Here is an 18,949-nt window from a genome sequence, read left to right as displayed (position 1 = left end):
GCAGCTCACAAATTCATAGCAAATTCACAGGACTGGCAAGGCCAGCTCGGCCTCCAGCCCGCCGCCGGGCCGGTTGCGTAGCTGCAGGCTGCCGCCGTGCTGGCGGGCGATTTCATGCGCCGCTGCCAAGCCCAGCCCTACCCCGCCGGTGTGGCGGTTGCGCGAACCCTCCACCCGGTAAAAGGGCTGCAGCACTTTAGTGAGCTCGCCTTCGGGTATGCCGGGGCCCTGGTCGCGCACCAGCACCCGCAAAGTGCTGCCGGCTTGCAGCAACTGCACCCGGGCACCGCCGCCGTAGCGCACCGCGTTGTCCAGCAAATTGGTAATGCAGCGCCGCAGCGCGCTGGACTGGGCCCGTACCGGCGCGCCGCACGCTGGCCCCTCCACCGCGACGTCGTGACCGCAGTCTTGCTGGTCATGCGCCAGGCTGCTCACCAGAGAATCCACATCCAGCGGCATCCAGGGCTCAGCGTCTGCCGCGCCGCGCAGGTAGTCGAGCGTGGCGCGGATCATGGTGTCCATTTCCGCAATGTCTTTGCCAAAGCGCTGGCGCTCGGTGTCGTCTTTCAGGGACTCCACCCGCAGCGCCAGGCGGGTCAGCGGGGTGCGCAGGTCGTGCGACACCGCGGCCACAAACTGGTCGCGCTGCTCCAGCTGGGCGCAAATGCGCTGCTGCATTTGGTTGAACACACGGGTAGCCTCGCGGCACTCACGGGTGCCGGTCTCCGGCAAGAGCGGGCGGTGCAAGTTGTGCCCCAGCTCGCGGGCGGCATCCGCCAAGCGCTGCACCGGGCTGGAGAGCCAGCGCGCGCCCACCCAGCCCGCCAGCAGCAGCGCCGTGAGGCGCACGCCGATGTCCAGCAACAAGCCCTCGGGCGGCGGGCCGCCATGCGGGCCGGGGCCCCGATGGGGCGGGGGCTCCGCAAAAGGAGCATCTTGCGGCTGTGGGCGCGCGCTCAGCCCCAATGCCGAAGGCGGCGCCAGAGAAGACGGTGTGGCCAGCGGACCAGGCGGTGGAAAGCCCGGCTTAAAGTCGGGGCGCATTTCAAAGAGCAACGTCAACGCCAACACATGGCTGCTGAGCACCGCCACGGCCAAGAGCAAGGCCAGACGGCCAAACAAGCTGTCGGGCAGGCAGCGCGCTGCCCACGCCGCCACATGGCTGCGCGCGGCGGCTCGCAGGCTCAGGCCCGCCACGCCATGCGCCCTTGGACCGATTGCACGTTGAACATATAGCCCGCACCGCGCACGGTTTTGATCATGGAAGGCTCGTCGGGGTCATCGGCCAGCTTTTGCCGCAGGCGGGACACCAGCAGGTCGATGCTGCGCTCAAACGCATCCATGGCGCGGCCGCGCGCCTGCTCCATGAGCTGGTCGCGGCTGAACAGGCGGCGGGGCGTCTGCAAAAAGGTATTCAGGAGGCGGAATTCGGCGTTGGAGAGGGCCACAACCAGCCCGGTAGGCGACACCAGCGTGCGCTCCTCGCGGTGCAGCTCCCAGCCGTCAAAGCAGACCACATCGCTGCGGGCCACATTGGGCGCCGCGTCTTTGGCGCCCTGGGCGCGGCGCAGCACGGTATGGATGCGGGCGACCAGTTCGCGCGGCTCAAAGGGTTTACCCATGTAATCGTCCGCCCCGTTTTCCAGCCCCATGATGCGGTCAAACGTGGTGGTTCGGGCGGTGAGCATGATCACCGGGATCTGGGAGCGTTCACGGATTTCGCGGGACAAGGTGAGCCCGTCCGTGCCGGGCAGCATCACATCCAGCACCACCAGATTCACCGCATGGAGGGCCAACTGGGCGCGCATGCTGTCTGCGTCGCAAGCCGTGTGCACCTCGAAGTTGAATCGACTGAGGTACTCGCCCAACAGCTCGGTGATTTCGGCGTCGTCGTCAACGATGAGGATGGATATCTTGGTATGCATGGACAGTCCCTTCGGCCCGCTCAGTTTAGAAAACCACCCGCCTCGCAAAGCCCTGAATTGGCAGGTGTGCGGCCCGCTTCTCAACGCTTGAAACCGCCTTTTGTATCAAGCCCGGTACAAAGCCGACAAACCGGCGATACCTCCGCTTTCAAGAATCAAGCTGTCGCTCGGCTTTTTGGATTCCGGGTGGCACTTCACCCACCTACCGAGAAAGGAAATGACCATGAGCACCATCAGCGGGGTCAGCGGTTCCAGCAATGCCTGGGCGGCGGTCAGTGCACAACGGGCCCAGCACCAGGCGAAGATGTTCGCCAAGGTCGACACCGACAGCAGTGGCAGCGTCGACCAGACCGAACTCAGCAGCATGTTGAGCGATATCGCCAGCAAAACAGGCACCAGCCTGGGCGACAGCAAAGAACTGTTCACCAAAATGGACAGCAACGCCGACGGCAGCCTCTCCAGCGACGAGTTGGACCAGGGCATGAAAGACCTGATGCCACCGCCCCCCTCCACCATGGACTTCGCGCAGTCCCGTGGCATGGGCGGCAGCAACGGCAAGCAGGACGACCTGTTTGCCAAAGTGGATACCGATGGCGACGGCTCAGTCAGCCAAGACGAGCTCCAAGTGCTCACCGACAAAATCAAGTCGGACACCGGGCAGGATGTGAGCCAGGACTTCAGCAAACTCGATACCGATGGCAACGGCTCGCTCTCGCAGACCGAGTTTGAGGCGGGCCAGCCCCAGCCGCCGGAAGGCGCCCAAGGCAGCAGCGGCACCCAGAGTGCGCAAGGCCCCGGTGGGCCAGGCGGTCCGCCACCCGGTGGCGGCCCTGGCGGCGCAGGCAAGTCCGAATCCAGCAGCACCACCTACGATCCGCTGGACACCAACCAGGACGGCACGGTGTCAGAGATCGAACGGCTGGTGGGCGAAATCAAAAACGCGGTGTCGTCGCTGTCCAGCAGCGACAGCAGCTCCACATCTGACAGCGCTTCGTCGACTTCTAGCACCGATGACAGCAAAGCCAGTGCCGCCATCGCCGCCCTGGCCAAGCAAATTTACGCCCAAGTGGCGCAAGGCTGGAGTGGCAGCACCACCAGCAGCCTGCTCAGCGCTTCAGCATAAAAAGTGCCGCTAGCGCAAACGGAATGTGCGCTGGCAGCTACTTTTTCGATAGCAAATTGGCCACCGCCCGGGGGTAAATGCGGTGCTCCTGCGTGAGCACCCGGGCGGCCAAAGTGTCTGCCGTGTCGCCAGGCAGCACCGGCACCACGGCTTGTTCCAGAATCGGCCCATGGTCCAGTTCGGGCGTCACCAGGTGCACGGTGGCACCGGCGAATTGGCAGCCGGCATCCAGCGCCCGCTGGTGGGTGTGTAAACCACCAAAGGCCGGCAAGAGCGAGGGGTGGATGTTCACCAGGCGCCCCGCATATTTCTCCACAAAGCCCGCCGTCAAAATGCGCATGAACCCGGCCAGCACCACCAGCACCGGCGCCTGCGGCGTGTCGTAGCGGTCAATCACTTGGGCCAGGGCGGCATCAAATGCCTCGCGGTCGGCATAGGTTTTGTGGTCCAGCACATGGGTGTCCAGGCCCTGCTCTTTGGCAAACACCAGGCCGCCTGCGGTGCCCTTGTTGCTGATAACCGCAGCCACCCGGGCGCCATAGCGCGCCGCCCAGTCTTCTTTTTGCGAAGCGCGCACGATGGCAGCCATGTTGGAGCCACCGCCAGAGATCAAAATCACGATGTTTTTCATAACTGGCTGAATTATGACCACCCCCCTCTTGCTCTCCCCTGTTGAAGCCCGCGTGCTCGCCACCCTGATGGAAAAAGCCCGCACCGTGCCCGACAGCTACCCGCTCACCCTGAACAGCCTGATGCTGGGCTGCAACCAGAAAACCAGCCGCGAACCGCTGATGGAGCTGAGCGAATCCGAAGTCAGCAGCGCGGTCGACAGCCTGCGCGAGGCTGGCCTGGTGCACGAGACCAGCGGCGGACGCGCCACCAAGTTCACCCACAACGCCCAGCGCGGCATCGGTGTGCCCGAGCAAAGCGCGGTGCTGCTGGGCCTCTTGATGCTGCGCGGCCCGCAAACTGCGGCCGAGCTGCGCCTGAATGCGGAGCGCTGGTACCGCTTTGCCGACACCTCGTCGGTGGAAGCGTTTCTGGACGAGTTGCAGGAGCGCAGCGAAGAAAAAGGCGGCCCCCTGGTCATCAAGCTCGACCGCGCACCCGGCGCCCGCGAACAGCGCTGGGCCCACCTGCTGTGCGGGCCGGTGGATGCCAGCGCGGCGGTAGTCAGCCGGTCTGGCGCCGTATCGGGCCCCGCCAGCGCCGAGCTGCAGGCCCGCGTTACCCAGCTGGAAGCCGAGGTGGCCGAGCTGCGTGCCACGGTGCAAAAACTGTGCGCCGAACTCGGCATGTCGCAACCCGGACAAGAATAAAAGAACGACCGTGCTAAAAAGCGGTCACCCCATTCGAAGAACACCGAGGAGACTGCAATGGACTTGGCTTTCACGCCCGAGGAACAGGCCTTTCGCGAGGAAGTGCGCGCCTGGGTACACGCCCACCTACCTGCCGACATCGCCCACAAGGTACACAACGCCCTGGAGTTGACCCGCGAAGACCACCAGCGTTGGGCCCAAATTTTGGGTGCCAAGGGCTGGCTGGGTTTCGGCTGGCCTAAGGAATTCGGCGGCCCGGGCTGGACTGCCATCCAAAAGCACCTGTTTGAAGAAGAATGCGCCCTCGCCGGTGCGCCCCGGGTCATCCCCTTCGGGCCGGTGATGGTGGCGCCGGTCATCATGGCCTTTGGCACGCCGGAGCAGCAGCAGCGCTTCTTGCCCGGCATCGCCAGCGGCAAGGTCTGGTGGAGCCAAGGCTATAGCGAACCGGGCTCCGGCTCGGACCTGGCCTCAGTCAAGACGCGTGCAGAGCGCCAGGGCAACAAATACATCGTGAACGGTCAGAAAACCTGGACCACCTTGGGCCAGTACGGCGAGTGGATCTTCTGCCTGGTGCGCACCAGCACCGAGGGCAAGCCACAGACCGGCATCAGCTTCCTGCTCATCGACATGAAAAGCCCCGGCGTGACGGTGCGCCCCATCATCATGCTGGACGGCGGCCACGAGGTGAACGAAGTCTTTTTCGACAACGTGGAAGTGCCGGCCGAAAACCTGATTGGAGAAGAAAACAAGGGCTGGACCTATGCCAAGCACTTGCTAAGCCACGAGCGCACCAACATTGCCGACGTGAACCGCGCCAAGCGCGAGCTGGAGCGCTTGAAGCGCATTGCCAAGCGCGAAGGCGTGTGGGACCCGGCCACCGGAGGCGCCGCCGCCAGCCGCTTCCGCGATGAAATCGCCAAGCTGGAGGTGGACGTGATCGCACTGGAGATGCTAGTGCTGCGCGTGCTGTCGGCTGAGAAGAGCGGCAAAAACTCGCTGGACATTGCCGGCCTGTTGAAGATCCGGGGCAGCGAAATCCAGCAGCGCTATAGCGAATTGATGATGCTGGCCGCCGGCCCATTTGCCCTGCCGCTCATCCGCGAAGCCATGGAAGCCGGCTGGCAAGGCGACGCCACTGCCGGCGCCCTGGGCGGCTTTCCCGGTGGCGAAGTGGGCAACGCGCCCTTGGCCTCCACCTACTTCAACCTGCGCAAGACCACCATCTATGGCGGCAGCAATGAAGTACAGCGAAACATTGTTTCCCAGGTCGTGCTGGGCTAACCGGAGAAGAACATGGACTTTGATTTTTCTGACGACCAGGAACAACTGCGCGACGCGGTGCGCAAATACGTCGACAAGGGCTACACCTTCGAGCGCCGCCGCGCTGCCGAGAAGGCCGGTGGCTTCGACCGGGCCGCCTACACCGAGCTGGCTGAGCTGGGCCTGACCGGCCTTTATGTGCCGGAAGACGATGGTGGCATGGGGCTAGGTCCCATCGACGGCATGGTGGTGATAGAGGAGCTGGGCCGCGGCATGGTGCTGGAGCCCTTGCCCCATGCGCTGATCGCCGGCGCGGTGCTGGCAGGCTACGCCGACGCGGCCACCCGAGCGGCATGGCTCCCCGGCATTGCCAGCGGTGAAAAGCTGGTGGTGCTGGCCTACCAGGAGCGCGGCAGCCGCTACGCACTCGACGCCATTGCAGGAAAAGCGCACCAAGCGCCCGGTGGCTATGTGCTGAATGCTACAAAAAGCATAGTGGCCGCCGGCGACAAGGCCGATGCCTACCTCGTCTCCGCCAAGGTCAACAGCGTGATGGGTCTGTTTGTGGTGGAGCGCGAATCCGCCGGCGTCAGCCCCCGGGGCTACAACACCCAGGGCGGTGGCCGCGCGGCAGAAGTCTTCTTCAAAAACGCACCTGCGCAGCTCATCACTACTCAAGGCCAAGCCGCGCTCGAGCATGCGGTGGACGTTGGCATTGCCGCCACCTGCGCCGAGGCCGTAGGCGTGATGGACAAGACGCTGGACATCACCGCCGACTACCTCAACACCCGCAAGCAGTTCGGCGTGGCGATCAGCAGCTTCCAGGCGCTGCGCCACCGGGTGGCCGACATGAAGATGCAGCTGGAACTGGCCCGCTCCATGAGCTACTACGCCAGCCTCAAGCTCAACGCCCCCGCACCGGAGCGCCGCGCGGCCCTGGCCCGCGCGAAATACCAGTTGGGCAACAGCATGCGCTTCATCGGCCAGCAGGCGGTGCAGTTGCACGGCGGTATCGGGGTGACGGACGAGTACATCGTGAGCCACTACTTCCGCAAGCTCACCGAGCTGGAAATGAGCTTTGGCGACACGCTGCACCACTTGGGCGAGGTGTCGGCCCGCATGCAAGACACAGCGGGGGTGTTCGCTTGAGGGCTAGACCAGCCCCTCCTCCACCAGCTCGCGCTTAACGTAGGCGTAGTACAGCGGCGCGGCCACCAAACCGGCCACGCCGAAAATGGCTTCGCCCACAAACATCACCGTGAGCAACTCCCACGCGGAGGTGCCGGTGCGCTTGCCCACCACCTTGGCGTTGATGACGTATTCAAACTTGTGGATGGCAATCAAAAAGACCAGGCAGGCCAGCCCCACCATGGGTGCCACCGACATGCCCGCCAGCGTGAGCACGCCGTTGCACAACAGGTTGCCCACAATGGGAATCAGCCCGGCAAAAAACGTCAACGCCACCAGCATGCTGCTGTACGGAATGCGCACATCCAACAGGGGCAGAGCGCCAAACAAAAACACAGCGGTACACGCCGCATTGAAAGTCGCAATCCAGAACTGCGCCACCACAATCTGCCGGAAAGCACCCACAAAATAGCGCCCCCTCTGGCGGACAGCCGCCCGCAAGGGCGCCGGCTGGCTCACACCCGGCGTGCCCACAATCAGCGCCCCGATGACCAGCCCCACATAAGCCAGCAAGCCACCCTGCAGACCGGCGGAGCCCATGCCGGTGAGCGCATGGGCCTGGCTTTGTAGATACGCCGCCAGCCAAGCCTGCGCTGCCACCAGTTCGTCCGGCAGGTGGGCGGCAAGGTTGGGCGGCAGCTTCTGCCGGATTTCCAGCACGGTGCCGGCCAAGTGGTGCAACAAAGCTTCGTATTGCGCGCCTGCACTGAAAACCATGCCTTTGGCGTTGGACAAGCCCAGCGTCACCAGCAACAAAGGCACCACAATGACCACCGTAGCCGCCACCAAGGTGCTGGGCCGCCAGCGCGTCCAGCGCGCACTCGGGGTGCTGAGTGCCTGCGTCGCCATAAAGCCCAGGCACACGGCCAGCAAACCGGGCAACAAGCCGTACACCAACACGAGCACGCACAGCACCAGCGCCAAGCCTTGGGCGCTGGCGGTCATGAAACGGGGGGTAGAGCGGGCAAAGGGGGAGGAAGCGGGCTTGGGCGTCATGGGTGCCACGATGGTATCAACTGTGCAGCGCTGCACGCCCCAATCCCCCGAAACCCGCGGGGGCACGGCTTATTGCCCCACATCAAGACTGGTGTCAGCATGTATGCATAGACTGATAAAAAATATCCATGCAGGAGACAACGTGCTTTCCGCCTTCATTTCCCACCCCGACTGCGCCCGCCACGAAATGGGCCCCCACCACCCCGAGTGCCCCGAGCGCCTGGGCGCCATCCAGGACATGCTGCTGCTGCGCGGCCTGCTGGACTACATGAACACCTACGACGCCCCGCTGGCCACCAAGGCGCAGCTCGGCCGGGCCCATGCCAGCAACTATGTGAATGAGCTGATAGAGGCCGCCCCCAAAGAGGGCTACCACAAGGTGGACCCCGATACCGACATGAACCCCTTCACCATCCCGGCGGCCCTGCGGGCTGCGGGTGCGGCGGTGCAAGCCACCGACCTGGTGCTCAGCGGCCAAGTGCCTACCGCCTTTTGCAATGTGCGCCCGCCGGGCCACCATGCCGAGCGCTCGGCGGCCATGGGCTTTTGCTTCTTCAACAACGTTGCGGTGGGTATCCGCCATGCGCTGGATGTGCATGGCCTGCAGCGGGTGGCGCTGATCGACTTTGACGTGCACCACGGCAACGGCAGCGAAGACATCTTCCGGGGTGACGAGCGGGTGCTGATGTGCTCGATTTTTGAAAAAGGCCTCTACCCCAACACCGGCGACAGTGCCACTGGCCCCAATATGTGCAACGTGGGCCTGCCGGCCCGCTCGGGCAGCGAGGCCTTTCGCGATGCCGTGTCCACCCGCTGGATTCCCGCGCTGGACGCCTTTGCCCCGCAGCTCATCTACATCTCCGCCGGCTTTGATGCGCACCGCGAAGACGACATGGGCAACCTTGGCCTGGTCGATGCCGACTACGCCTGGGTCACCCGCCAGCTCATGGCCGTAGCCAACCGCCACTGCAAAGGCCGCGTGATCTCGTGCCTGGAGGGTGGCTACGTGCTCAACCCCCTGGCCCGCAGCGTGGCCGAACACGTCAAAGTGCTGATAGGCGCCGACTGAGCGCCAGCTGCACCCACCCAAGGGAGTTCTTATGGAAAAACACTACCTCACCCCCCTGTTTGCACCGCAATCCATCATTGTGTTTGCCGGGGATACCGAACACCCTGAGGGCCTGACCCCCCAAGCCCGTGCGCTGGTGGCCTCGCTCCAAAGCCAAACCTTCACCGGTACCCTGCGCTTTCTGGACATCCACAGCACCGGCACCCTGGCCGACCTGGCCCAGGCCCGGGCGGACTTGGCCATCATCGCCCTGCCCCCAAAGGATGTGAGCGCGGCGCTGGAAATTGCCGGGCGCATTGCCTGCCGAGCCGCGGTCATCCTCTCCAGCGGTATCAGCGCGGAGCAGGCGGCAGCGCTGGCCAAAATTGCCAAGCGCGAAGGCGTGCAGCTGCTGGGCCCTAATTGCCTCGGCTTGCAGCGCCCGCAGCTCCAGCTCAACGCCAGTGCGGCCGGCCCATTGGCCCAGCGCGGGCCGCTGGGCCTGGTGTCGCAATCGGGCGCGCTCACGGCATCCATGCTGGACTGGGCGGCCAACAATGCCGTGGGGTTTTCATCCGTCGTCTCGCTGGGCGCCCACACCTCGGTGGACATTGCCCATGTGCTGGACTTTCTAGCCAACGACGCGCAAACCCAAAGCATCATTGTGTACATGGAGGGCATTGCCGACGCACGCCGCTTCATGAGCGCCCTGCGCATGGCGGCCAACGCCAAGCCGGTGGTGGTGCTCAAGGCCGGCCGCCGCCCCGCCGGCAACGAGGCCGCCCAAACCCACAGCGGCGCCATTGTGGGCAGCGACGATGTATTTGACGCCGCCCTGCGCCGCGCAGGTGCTGTGCGGGTGCGCTCGTTTGTAGAGCTGTTTTCAGCCGCCAAGTGCCTGGCCTCGCGCTACCGCCCCGTGGGCAAACGCCTGGCCATCGTGACCAACGGCGGCGGCCCCGGTGTGCTGGCAGCCGACTGGATCAACGAGCTGCAACTGCAGCTGGCGCGCCTGTCCAGCGAAACTGCTGCATCCCTCAAGCCCCATTTGCCCGAGCTGGCCTCGCTGGTGGATTTGATTGACCTGTCGGAAGAAGCCGATGGCAGCCACTTCAAAGCCGCACTCAACGCCGCTGGCAAAGACCGGGGCGTGGACGGCGTGCTGGCCATCTACTCCCCCAAAGCTGGGCACGATGCCTCCGAGGTGGCCAGCGCGTTGGCCGAGGTCAAGAAAACCATCGGCAAACCCCTGCTCTCCTGCTGGATGGGCGACAGTACGGTGAACGCCGCCCGCGGCATCCTGAAAGCCGCCGAGATACCCAGCTTCCGCACGCCGGAAGCGGCAGTGGGCGCCTTCAGCAACATTGCGTCCTTCTATCAAAACCAGTTGCTGCTGCAGCAAACGCCACCGCCCCTCTCCACCCTGGCCAAACCCGACATTGAAGGTGCGCGGCTGGTGATTGAGAGCGTGCTGGCTGAGCGGCGCAAGGTGCTCACCGAGATGGAGTCCAAGACCCTGCTCTCGGCCTTCCACATTCCCGTCACCCGCACCATCCTCGCCCGCAGCGCCAACGAGGCGATGATGATTGCCACCCAGCTGGGCTTTCCGGCGGTGCTCAAAATCGACTCGCCCGACATCAGCCACAAATCGGACGTAGGCGGCGTGGCGCTGAACATCCTGAACGCCACCGGCGTACGCGACACCTACAACGACATGATGCAAACCGTAAAGCGCCTGCGCCCGGACGCCCGCATCAACGGCGTCACGGTGCAAAGCATGGTGCGCTCGCGCCATGGCCGCGAAATCTATATAGGCTTGGTCACTGATGACCCGTTCGGCCCGGTGATTGCCTTCGGCGCCGGCGGCACCATGATCGAGCTGATCAACGACCGCGCCATGGAGCTGCCCCCGCTCAACCAGTTTCTGGCGCGCCGCCTCATCGAGCGCTCGCGAGTGGCCGAGACATTGGGTGAATGGCGCGGCAACGCGCCCGCCAATATCGACCTGCTGGAGCAGATCTTGCTGCGCATCTCCGAGATGGTGTGCGAGCTGCCCCAGCTGCGCGAGATGGACATCAACCCCATCATCGTGGACGAGCATGGCGCGCTGGCCGTGGATGCGCGCATCGTCATCGACAACGCGCCGCAAGGCGTGAGCAGCCGGGTGCACAACTACAACCACCTCTCCATCCTGCCCTACCCGGCCCAGTACGAGCAACTCTGGCCCATGCGCGGCGGCGGTGAGTACACCGTGCGCCCGGTGCAGCCGGACGACGCGCAGATGCTGCAGGACCTGGTGCAAGGCCTCTCCAAAGAGAGCCGCTACTTCCGCTTCGTCTCCAGCATGCATGAGCTCCCCCCCGCCATGCTCGCCCGCTTCACGCTGATTGATTACGACCGCGAAATGGCGCTGGTTGCCGTCCACAAAACCCGCACTGCGGGCGAAGACGGCGAGATGCTAGAGACCGAACGCATCATCGGTGTCTCGCGCTACGTGACCAACCCTGACAAATCGAGCTGCGAGTTCTCGCTGGTGGTAGCGGACGACTTTGCCGGCAAAGGCCTGGGCTCACGGCTGATGCTCTCCATCATGGACGTAGCCCGCGACAAAGGCCTGAGCGAAATCGAGGGCCTGGTGCTCACCCACAACCCCGGCATGCTCAAGCTGATGCGCAGCCTTGGCTTCACCGTCAAAACCTTTGAAGAAGATGCCGACTTCAAGCTGGTGAGCCACCCGCTGTAAGCCACCGGCCACACCTCTGCCCCGGGTGCGCGAGACGTGCCCGGGCGCTTCACAATTCTTTGCAATTCCCCTCTGGAACTCGGGGCAGAGCGACCTTATCTGAACGGCTTCTTGTCTGTTTTCGGAAAGGATCCACTCCATGGCACTCACAGAGCGTTCCCTCTACCTCAAGGCAACTTTCATCGGCGTGCTGGCGTCCAGCTGCTTTTTGGGCGGCTACGCACTCTCGCAACGCAACCCGGCCGCCGCCCCGGCGGATGCCCAGCCCACCGCCATCAGCCGCGCCATCGACGCCCGCGGCACTGCACCGGCAGGCTTTGCCGACATTGCCGAGCAGCAAGGCCCGGCCGTCGTCAACATCAGCGTGCAGGGCACGGTCAAAACCAGCGCGCGTGGTGGTGGCCCGCAGCTGGACCCGCGCGACCCGTTTTATGAGTTCTTCCGCCGCTTCCAGCCGCCCATGGAACCCGACAACGCGCCCACCCGGGGCACGGGTTCGGGCTTTATCGTCAAATCCGATGGCGTGGTGCTGACCAACGCCCACGTGGTGGCCGATGCCAGCGAAGTCACGGTCAAGCTCAAGGACAAACGCGAGTTCAAGGCCAAGGTGCTGGGTATCGACAAGCTGTCGGACGTGGCGGTGCTCAAGATCGACGCCAAAGACCTGCCCACCGTCAAAATCGGTGATCCCAAAAACAGCCGCGTGGGGGAATGGGTGGTCGCCATCGGCTCGCCTTTCGGTTTTGAGAACACGGTGACAGCCGGCATCGTCTCGGCCAAATCGCGCAGCTTGCCCGACGAGGGCTATGTGCCCTTCCTGCAAACGGATGTGGCCATCAACCCCGGCAACTCCGGCGGCCCCTTGTTCAATCTTGCGGGTGAAGTCATTGGCATCAACTCCCAAATTTACAGCCGCAGCGGCGGCTACCAGGGCCTGAGCTTCGCCATTCCGATTGATGTGGCCATGAAGGTCGAGGGCCAGTTGCTCGCGCACGGCAAGGTGAGCCGTGGCCGCCTGGGTGTCACCATCCAGGAAGTGAGCCCCGAGCTGGCCGAATCCTTCGGGCTGGATAAGCCCGCTGGCGCCCTGGTGAACTCGGTGGACAAGGGCAGCGCTGCCGACAAAGCCGGTCTGCAGGCGGGGGATGTGATTTTGAAATTCAACGGCACCGCCATCAGCCAGTCCAGCGAGCTGCCACCGCTGGTGTCCGACACCGCGCCCGGCACGCAAGCCAGCCTGGGGGTGTGGCGCCAGGGCAAAGCCAAAGAGCTGAACATCACACTCGGCCAGATGGAATCCGGCAAGGTGGCTGCGGAGTCAGCAGCGCCGCAAGAAAAGCAACTGGGCTTGGCAGTGCGCCCCCTGAGCCGTCAGGAGCGGGCCGAAGCACAGGTGGCGGGCGGCTTGGTGGTGGAAGAGGTGGCGGACGGCCCCGCCAAACGCGCGGGCCTGCGCAGCGGGGACGTGATTTTGTCAGTCAACGGCGAACTGGCCAGCTCCCCAGACGCGCTCAAGTCCCAACTGGGTCAAGGCCGCAAGAAGCTGGCCTTGCTGGTGCTGCGCGGGGAAGACCGCTTGTTTGTGCCGATCACCGTGGGTTAAGCATGAAAACAGGCTCCAGCGCCCGCTGGAATTGCGCGAGCAGCTATGCTTTCAGGAGCAACTGCGCGAGCACCAAGCGTGCGCTGGACAGGTTGGTGGCACACGGCACGTCGTGCACATCGCAGGCGCGCACCAGGGCATTGATGTCGGGCTCGTGCGGCTGGGGCGTCATGGGGTCGCGCAGGAAGATCACGGCATCCACTTCGCCCACGGCCAGGCGGGCGCCGATCTGCAAGTCGCCACCCCAGGGGCCGCTGAGCATGCGCTCCACGGTGAGGCCCACCTCATCGACCAAGCGACCGCCGGTCGTGCCGGTGGCCATCAGGATGCAGGTGTGCAAATAAGGGGCGAACTCTTGAGCGAGCGCCACCATGGTGTCTTTTTTGCGGTCGTGCGCAATCAGGGCGATGCGCGGGCGGTCGGACGGGGTACGGGTAGCGGGTCGTTGTGCGGAGCTGGTCATGCCCGCATGCTAAACCAGCAAGCGGGACGAGGCGGGCACATGCGCCATCAAAAACTCCATCTGATCCGCCAGGATGCGGCGGTTGCGCAGGATGAAGTCTTCCCACAAGCTGGGCACGTACGGGGTGTAGAGCAACGGCATGTTGGCCTGCTCGGGGGTGCGGTGGCTCTTGCGGTGGTTGCAGGGGCGGCAAGCGGTGACCACGTTCATCCAGTTGTCGATGCCGTTCTGCGCAAACGGGATGATGTGCTCGCGCGTCAGGTCGTTTTCATGGAAGTGCCCGCCGCAGTAGGCGCACACATTGCGATCGCGGATGAACAGCTTGGCGTTGGTCAGGCCGGGGCGCAGGTTGAAGGGATTGATGCGGGGCACGCCACGGGTGCCGATGATGCTGTTGACGCGGATGATGGACTGCTGCCCGGTGAGCGCGTTGTGCCCCCCGTGGAACACGGCCACCTCGCCGCCGGCTTCCCAGCGCACCTCGTCCGCAGCGTAGTGAATCACCGCTTGCTCCAGCGATATCCAGGACTGGGGCAGCCCTTGGGCCGACAACTTCAAGACTTTCACGCAACGCCTCCATCAACGGTTCAAACAACCACCAACACAAGTCTGCAAAGGTCTGCAAGTGCGCACCGGACGAGTCGCCCGAGCCCTGCTAGGTCACAATATACCGTGTTTACATGACAAATTGGCTTCAGGCGCCGGACCGGTGTGCGCGGCCTGCTATCAAAAAGATAACAACTCCATGAAGGTTTTTCGCGGTTTCAAGCACCCTGGCGTCGCCGAAGCGTGTGCGGTAACGATTGGCAACTTCGATGGCGTGCACCGGGGCCACCAGGCCATGTTGGCCCTGCTCAAGAGCGAGGCGCAGCAACGTGGCGTGCCCAGCTGTGTGCTGACCTTCGAGCCCCACCCGCGCGACTATTTCGCCCAACTCCACCAAAAACCCGAGCTGGCGCCGGCCCGCGTGGGCACCCTGCGCGACAAGCTGGACGACCTGGCCAAGGCCGGTGTCGACCAGACCATCGTGCTACCTTTTGATGCCCGGCTCGCCAATCAGAGCCCGCAAGACTTCATCCAGCAGGTGTTGCAAGATGGTTTGGGCGCCCGCTATGTGCTGGTGGGTGACGACTTCCGCTTCGGCAAGGCCCGCGCCGGCGACTACGCCCTGCTCGACGCCACGGGAGAGGCCCACGGCTTTGACGTGGCCCGCATGAACAGCTACGAGGTGCACGGCCTGCGCGTATCCAGCTCGGCCGTGCGCGAGGCACTGGGCCGGGGCGACATGGCCGCCGCCGCCCGCCTGCTGGGCCGCCCGTACTGCATTTCCGGGCACGTGGTGCACGGGCGTAAGCTGGGCCGCACTTTGGGCTTCAAAACCCTGAACCTGCGCTTTGCCCACTGGAAACCCGCCGCCAGCGGCATTTTTGTGGTGCTGGTGCACGGCCTAGCCGACGCGCCCCTGCAAGGGGTGGCCAACCTGGGCGTGCGCCCCTCGCTGGACCCCAACGATGTCAACGGCGGCCGCGTGCTGCTGGAGACCCACTGCCTGGACTGGCCCGCCACCCTGGGCCCTGAGGGGGCCTACGGTAAAATCATCCGCGTGGAACTGCTGCACAAACTGCACGACGAATTGAAATACGACGGCCTCGACTCCCTCACCGTGGGGATACAGAAGGACCGCGACGACGCACGCGCCTGGTTCGCCCAGCGAATTTGACAGGGCTGGGAGGGCCCGCCTAGCCTCCCACCGCGCACCTGGCCCCGCGTGTGAACCCCTCTTTTGCCCCCACGCGGCCCACCCCGACCCGAATACATAGCCATGACCGAATCCACTACCCCCAGCCCCAAGGCCGAAGCCGGCGCTTACCGCGCGACGCTGAACATGCCCGACACCGCCTTCCCCATGCGCGGCGACCTGCCCAAGCGCGAACCCGCCTGGGTGAAAAAGTGGAACGAGGAAGGCCTGTACAAAAAACTGCGCGATGCGCGCGCTGGCCAGCCCCTCTTTGTGCTGCACGACGGCCCGCCGTATGCCAACGGCAAGCTGCACATCGGCCACGCGCTGAACAAAATCTTGAAGGACATGATCGTCAAGAGCAAGCAACTGGGCGGCTTTGACGCGCAGTACATCCCCGGCTGGGACTGCCACGGCCTGCCGATCGAAAACGCCATCGAAAAACTGCACGGCCGCAACCTGAGCCGCGACGACATGCAGGCCAAGAGCCGCGCGTTTGCTACCGAGCAGATCAACCAGCAGCGCGAAGACTTCAAGCGCCTGGGCGTGCTGGGCGACTGGGAGCGCCCCTACAAGACCATGAACCCCGCCAACGAGGCAGGCCAGATCCGGGCCTTCAAGCGGGTGATCGAGCGTGGCTTTGTCTACCGTGGCCTCAAGCCCGTGTACTGGTGCTTTGACTGCGGCTCCAGCTTGGCCGAGTTCGAGATCGAATACGCCGACAAGAAGAGCGACACGCTGGACGTGGCCTTTGAGTCCAACGACGCCGCCGGCTTGGCGAAAGCCTTCGGACTGAACGCTTTGCCTGCTGGCAAGCAAGCCTTCGCCGTCATCTGGACCACCACCGCCTGGACCATCCCCGCCAACCAGGCACTCAACGCCCATCCCGAACTCGAATACGCGCTGGTGGACACGCCCAAGGGCGTGCTACTGCTGGGCGCCAGCCTGGTAGAGAAGTGCCTGGAGCGCTTCGGCCTGACCGGCACCGTGCTGGCCACCGCCAAGGGCGAAGCCCTGCGCGGCCAGGTGTTCCGCCACCCGCTGTACGACCTGCCCGCAGACGTGAACGTGGCCGGCAATCAATACAGCTACAAGCGCCTCTCGCCGCTGTACCTGGCTGACTATGTGAGCGATGGCGACGGCACCGGCATCGTGCACTCCTCGCCCGCCTACGGTGTGGACGACTTCAACAGCTGCATTGCCAATGGCCTGAAATACGACCAGATTTTGAACCCCGTGCTGGGCAACGGTGTGTACGACGCCGAGCTGCCCCTGTTCGGCGGCCAGCACATCTGGAAGGCTTGCGCCAACGTCATCGACACCCTGCGCGAACACAACCGTTTGATGGCCACCGTGGGTATCACCCACAGCTACCCGCACTGCTGGCGCCACAAGACGCCGGTGATCTACCGCGCAGCCGCCCAGTGGTTCATCCGCATGGATGAAGGCGCGGGCGTATTCACCAAAGACAAAGCGCCCAAGACCTTGCGCCAATTGGCGCTGGACGCTATCGAGCAAACCAGCTTCTACCCCGAAAACGGGCGCAGCCGTTTGCGCGACATGATCGCCAACCGCCCGGACTGGTGCATCTCGCGCCAGCGCAGCTGGGGTGTGCCCGTGCCCTTCTTCCTGCACAAAGACAGTGGCGAGCTGCACCCCCGCACCATGGAGATCCTGGACCAGGCGGCTGACATCGTGGAGCAAGGCGGCATCGAGGCCTGGAGCCGCGTGTCCGTCGAGGACATCCTCGGCGCAGCCGACGCACCGAGCTACACCAAGAGCACCGATATCCTGGAAGTCTGGTTCGACTCCGGCTCTACCTTCCAACACGTGCTGCGCGGCAGCCACAAGGATGCCTACGCGGTGCCCCCGTTCCATGCAGAAGGTCCTGAGGCCGACCTGTACCTGGAAGGCCACGACCAGCACCGCGGTTGGTTCCACAGCTCGCTGCTGCTGGGCTGCGCCCTTTACGACCGCGCGCCCTACCGCGGCCTGCTGACCCACGGCTTTGCCACCGACGGCCAAGGCCGCAAGATGAGCAAGAGCTTGGGCAACACGGTGGAGCCACAAACCATCACCAGCAAGATGGGCGCCGAAATCGTGCGCCTGTGGGTGGCCAGCACCGACTATTCCGGTGACCTGAACATCGACGACAAAATCTTGGCCCGCGTGGTGGACACCTACCGCCGGGTGCGCAACACGCTCAAGTTCTTGCTGGCCAACGTCTCCGAGTTTGACCCGGTCAAAGACGCGGTGCCTGTGGACCAACTGCTGGAGATCGACCGCTACGCGCTGGCCCGTGCCGCGCAGTTGCAGGCCGACATCCTGGCGCACTTCAAGGTCTACGAGTTCCACCCTGTGGTGAGCAAACTGCAGGTGTATTGCAGTGAAGATTTGGGCGCGTTTTACCTGGACGTGCTCAAGGACCGCCTCTACACCACCGCCGCCAACAGCCTGGCCCGCCGCTCCGCGCAAACCGCGCTGTGGCACATCACCCAAGCCATGCTGCGCTGGATGGCGCCTTTCCTCAGCTTCACGGCTGAAGAGGCTTGGGCGGTATTGGGTGCGGAAGGCAAAACGCCCGAAGCCACCAAGCTCTCCATCTTCCTGGACGGCTACGCCACCTTTGCCACGCCGGACGAAGCCTTGCTGGCCAAGTGGACCCGCATCCGTGCGGTGCGTGAGGCGGTCAACAAAGACATCGAAACCCTGCGCGCCGCAGGCCAGGTGGGCGCCTCCTTGCAGGCCGAGGTGACGCTTACCGTGCCGGCCGAAGAGTTCGCCATCCTGAGCAGCCTGGGCGAAGACTTGAAGTTTGTGTTCATCACCAGCGCTATCACTTTGGTAGCTGGTGGCGCACAGTCCATCAGCGTTGCAGCCTCGAATAACGTAAAGTGTGAGCGCTGCTGGCACTACCGTGCCGACGTTGGGGCAGATGCCGCGCACCCCACCTTGTGCGGCCGTTGCACCAGCAACCTGTATGGTGCGGGTGAAGCTCGGAAGTTCGCGTAATGGCCCGTAACAACAAGGGGTTCGGCAAGACCTTCAGCAAGGGCTCCGGCAAAAGCGGCGGCATGCTGCAGTGGCTGGGCCTGGCCTTTATCTTGCTTTTGGCAGACCAGTTCACCAAAACACTGATAGTCGGCTTCTACCGCCTGGGCGACAGCACCTATGTCACCAGCTTCTTCAACGTCGTACGGGTGCACAACACCGGGGCGGCGTTTTCCTTCCTCGCCGACGCGGGGGGTTGGCAACGCTGGTTTTTCACAGCGTTGGGCTTTGTGGCGGCGGCGGTCATCATCTGGCTGCTGCGCTCGCATGCAGGGCAAAAGCTGTTCAGCTTTGCAATGGCCTGCATTCTGGGCGGCGCCATCGGCAATGTCATTGACCGCTTGTTGCACGGCTATGTGGTGGACTTTTTGGACTTCCACTGGAGTGGTATGCACTTTCCGGCTTTCAATATTGCCGATTGTGCGATTTCCGTGGGAGCGGTTTGCCTGATACTGGACGAACTGCTGAGGGTGCGAAAAACCTGAGGCA

Annotated in this window: 16 protein-coding genes; 10 read left to right on the top strand and 6 right to left on the bottom strand. The window is 64.1% G+C overall.

Annotated elements, in window-relative coordinates:
• Positions 1–24: 24 nt before the first annotated feature.
• Together FDM28_RS14750 and FDM28_RS14745 are read right to left on the bottom strand one after the other, a co-directional pair.
• Entirely contained in the window at positions 25–1,197 is a 1,173-nt protein-coding gene (locus FDM28_RS14750) for an ATP-binding protein (protein ID WP_240792030.1), read from the bottom strand.
• Positions 1,185–1,925: a response regulator gene (locus FDM28_RS14745; RefSeq protein ID WP_138516456.1), complete on the bottom strand. Its 741-nt coding sequence runs from the start codon at positions 1,923–1,925 to the stop codon at positions 1,185–1,187. Before FDM28_RS14745 ends, FDM28_RS14750 begins: the two co-directional genes overlap by 13 nt.
• 223 nt (positions 1,926–2,148) lie before the next feature.
• Between FDM28_RS14745 and xopAW the strand changes: the two genes are divergently transcribed.
• Entirely contained in the window at positions 2,149–3,048 is a 900-nt protein-coding gene (gene xopAW / locus FDM28_RS14740; protein WP_170211798.1) for an EF-hand domain-containing protein, read from the top strand.
• Between the two features lie 37 nt (positions 3,049–3,085).
• On the opposite strand, the gene purN is transcribed toward xopAW, so the two are convergent.
• Positions 3,086–3,679 carry a phosphoribosylglycinamide formyltransferase gene (purN, locus tag FDM28_RS14735; RefSeq protein WP_138516452.1) on the bottom strand — a complete coding sequence of 198 codons (594 nt, stop codon included), beginning with the start codon at positions 3,677–3,679 and terminating at the stop codon, positions 3,086–3,088.
• Positions 3,680–3,692: 13 nt separating this feature from the next.
• On the opposite strand from purN, the gene FDM28_RS14730 reads away from it, so the two are divergent.
• From FDM28_RS14730 to FDM28_RS14720, 3 genes are read left to right on the top strand one after another with little or no spacing between them, the layout of a single operon-like run.
• Positions 3,693–4,367 (top strand): YceH family protein, encoded by a 675-nt coding sequence (locus FDM28_RS14730; protein ID WP_138516450.1) that lies wholly within the window; start codon positions 3,693–3,695, stop codon positions 4,365–4,367.
• A 57-nt stretch (positions 4,368–4,424) separates the two neighbouring features.
• The gene (locus tag FDM28_RS14725) at positions 4,425–5,651 is read left to right on the top strand and encodes an acyl-CoA dehydrogenase family protein (RefSeq protein ID WP_138516448.1); all 1,227 of its coding nucleotides are present in this window, start codon (positions 4,425–4,427) and stop codon (positions 5,649–5,651) included.
• 12 nt (positions 5,652–5,663) lie between these two features.
• Positions 5,664–6,779 (top strand): acyl-CoA dehydrogenase family protein, encoded by a 1,116-nt coding sequence (locus FDM28_RS14720; protein WP_138516446.1) that lies wholly within the window; start codon positions 5,664–5,666, stop codon positions 6,777–6,779.
• Between the two features lie 3 nt (positions 6,780–6,782).
• Here the strand turns inward: FDM28_RS14720 and FDM28_RS14715 are convergent, their stop codons facing one another.
• Complete coding sequence (locus FDM28_RS14715) at positions 6,783–7,814, bottom strand: AI-2E family transporter (RefSeq protein WP_138516444.1); 1,032 nt, start codon at positions 7,812–7,814, stop codon at positions 6,783–6,785.
• 142 nt (positions 7,815–7,956) lie between these two features.
• Here FDM28_RS14715 and FDM28_RS14710 point away from each other — a divergent pair, with 142 nt between their 5' ends.
• The 3 genes from FDM28_RS14710 to FDM28_RS14700 all read left to right on the top strand — a co-directional run bounded on the left by FDM28_RS14710 (position 7,957) and on the right by FDM28_RS14700 (position 13,208).
• The gene (locus FDM28_RS14710; RefSeq protein ID WP_138516442.1) at positions 7,957–8,883 is read left to right on the top strand and encodes a histone deacetylase family protein; all 927 of its coding nucleotides are present in this window, start codon (positions 7,957–7,959) and stop codon (positions 8,881–8,883) included.
• A 31-nt stretch (positions 8,884–8,914) separates the two neighbouring features.
• The gene (locus FDM28_RS14705; protein WP_138516440.1) at positions 8,915–11,605 is read left to right on the top strand and encodes a bifunctional acetate--CoA ligase family protein/GNAT family N-acetyltransferase; all 2,691 of its coding nucleotides are present in this window, start codon (positions 8,915–8,917) and stop codon (positions 11,603–11,605) included.
• Between the two features lie 139 nt (positions 11,606–11,744).
• Positions 11,745–13,208: a DegQ family serine endoprotease gene (locus FDM28_RS14700; RefSeq protein WP_138516438.1), complete on the top strand. Its 1,464-nt coding sequence runs from the start codon at positions 11,745–11,747 to the stop codon at positions 13,206–13,208.
• A gap of 43 nt (positions 13,209–13,251) precedes the next feature.
• Here the strand turns inward: FDM28_RS14700 and FDM28_RS14695 are convergent, their stop codons facing one another.
• Together FDM28_RS14695 and FDM28_RS14690 are read right to left on the bottom strand one after the other, a co-directional pair.
• Positions 13,252–13,671, bottom strand: coding sequence for a methylglyoxal synthase (locus FDM28_RS14695; protein ID WP_138516436.1), 420 nt, complete (start codon positions 13,669–13,671; stop codon positions 13,252–13,254).
• Between the two features lie 9 nt (positions 13,672–13,680).
• Positions 13,681–14,238, bottom strand: coding sequence for an HNH endonuclease (locus tag FDM28_RS14690; RefSeq protein ID WP_138516434.1), 558 nt, complete (start codon positions 14,236–14,238; stop codon positions 13,681–13,683).
• A 178-nt stretch (positions 14,239–14,416) separates the two neighbouring features.
• Between FDM28_RS14690 and FDM28_RS14685 the strand changes: the two genes are divergently transcribed.
• The 3 genes from FDM28_RS14685 (at position 14,417) to lspA (ending at position 18,945) form a co-directional block, all read left to right on the top strand.
• A complete protein-coding gene (locus FDM28_RS14685; protein ID WP_138516432.1) occupies positions 14,417–15,391 on the top strand; it encodes a bifunctional riboflavin kinase/FAD synthetase in 975 nt (324 codons plus the stop codon).
• A gap of 102 nt (positions 15,392–15,493) precedes the next feature.
• Positions 15,494–18,421: an isoleucine--tRNA ligase gene (gene ileS, locus FDM28_RS14680; RefSeq protein ID WP_138516430.1), complete on the top strand. Its 2,928-nt coding sequence runs from the start codon at positions 15,494–15,496 to the stop codon at positions 18,419–18,421.
• Positions 18,421–18,945, top strand: coding sequence for a signal peptidase II (lspA, locus tag FDM28_RS14675; RefSeq protein ID WP_138516428.1), 525 nt, complete (start codon positions 18,421–18,423; stop codon positions 18,943–18,945). The genes ileS and lspA overlap by 1 nt, the downstream gene beginning before the upstream one ends.
• Positions 18,946–18,949: the final 4 nt, after the last annotated feature.

It is taken from the genome of Rhodoferax bucti, from assembly GCF_005876985.1.
Taxonomy (GTDB): Bacteria; Pseudomonadota; Gammaproteobacteria; order Burkholderiales; family Burkholderiaceae_C; genus Allorhodoferax; species Allorhodoferax bucti.
The sequence above is the reverse complement of the archived record's forward strand: the minus strand, read 5'-3'. Positions and strand labels throughout refer to the sequence as shown.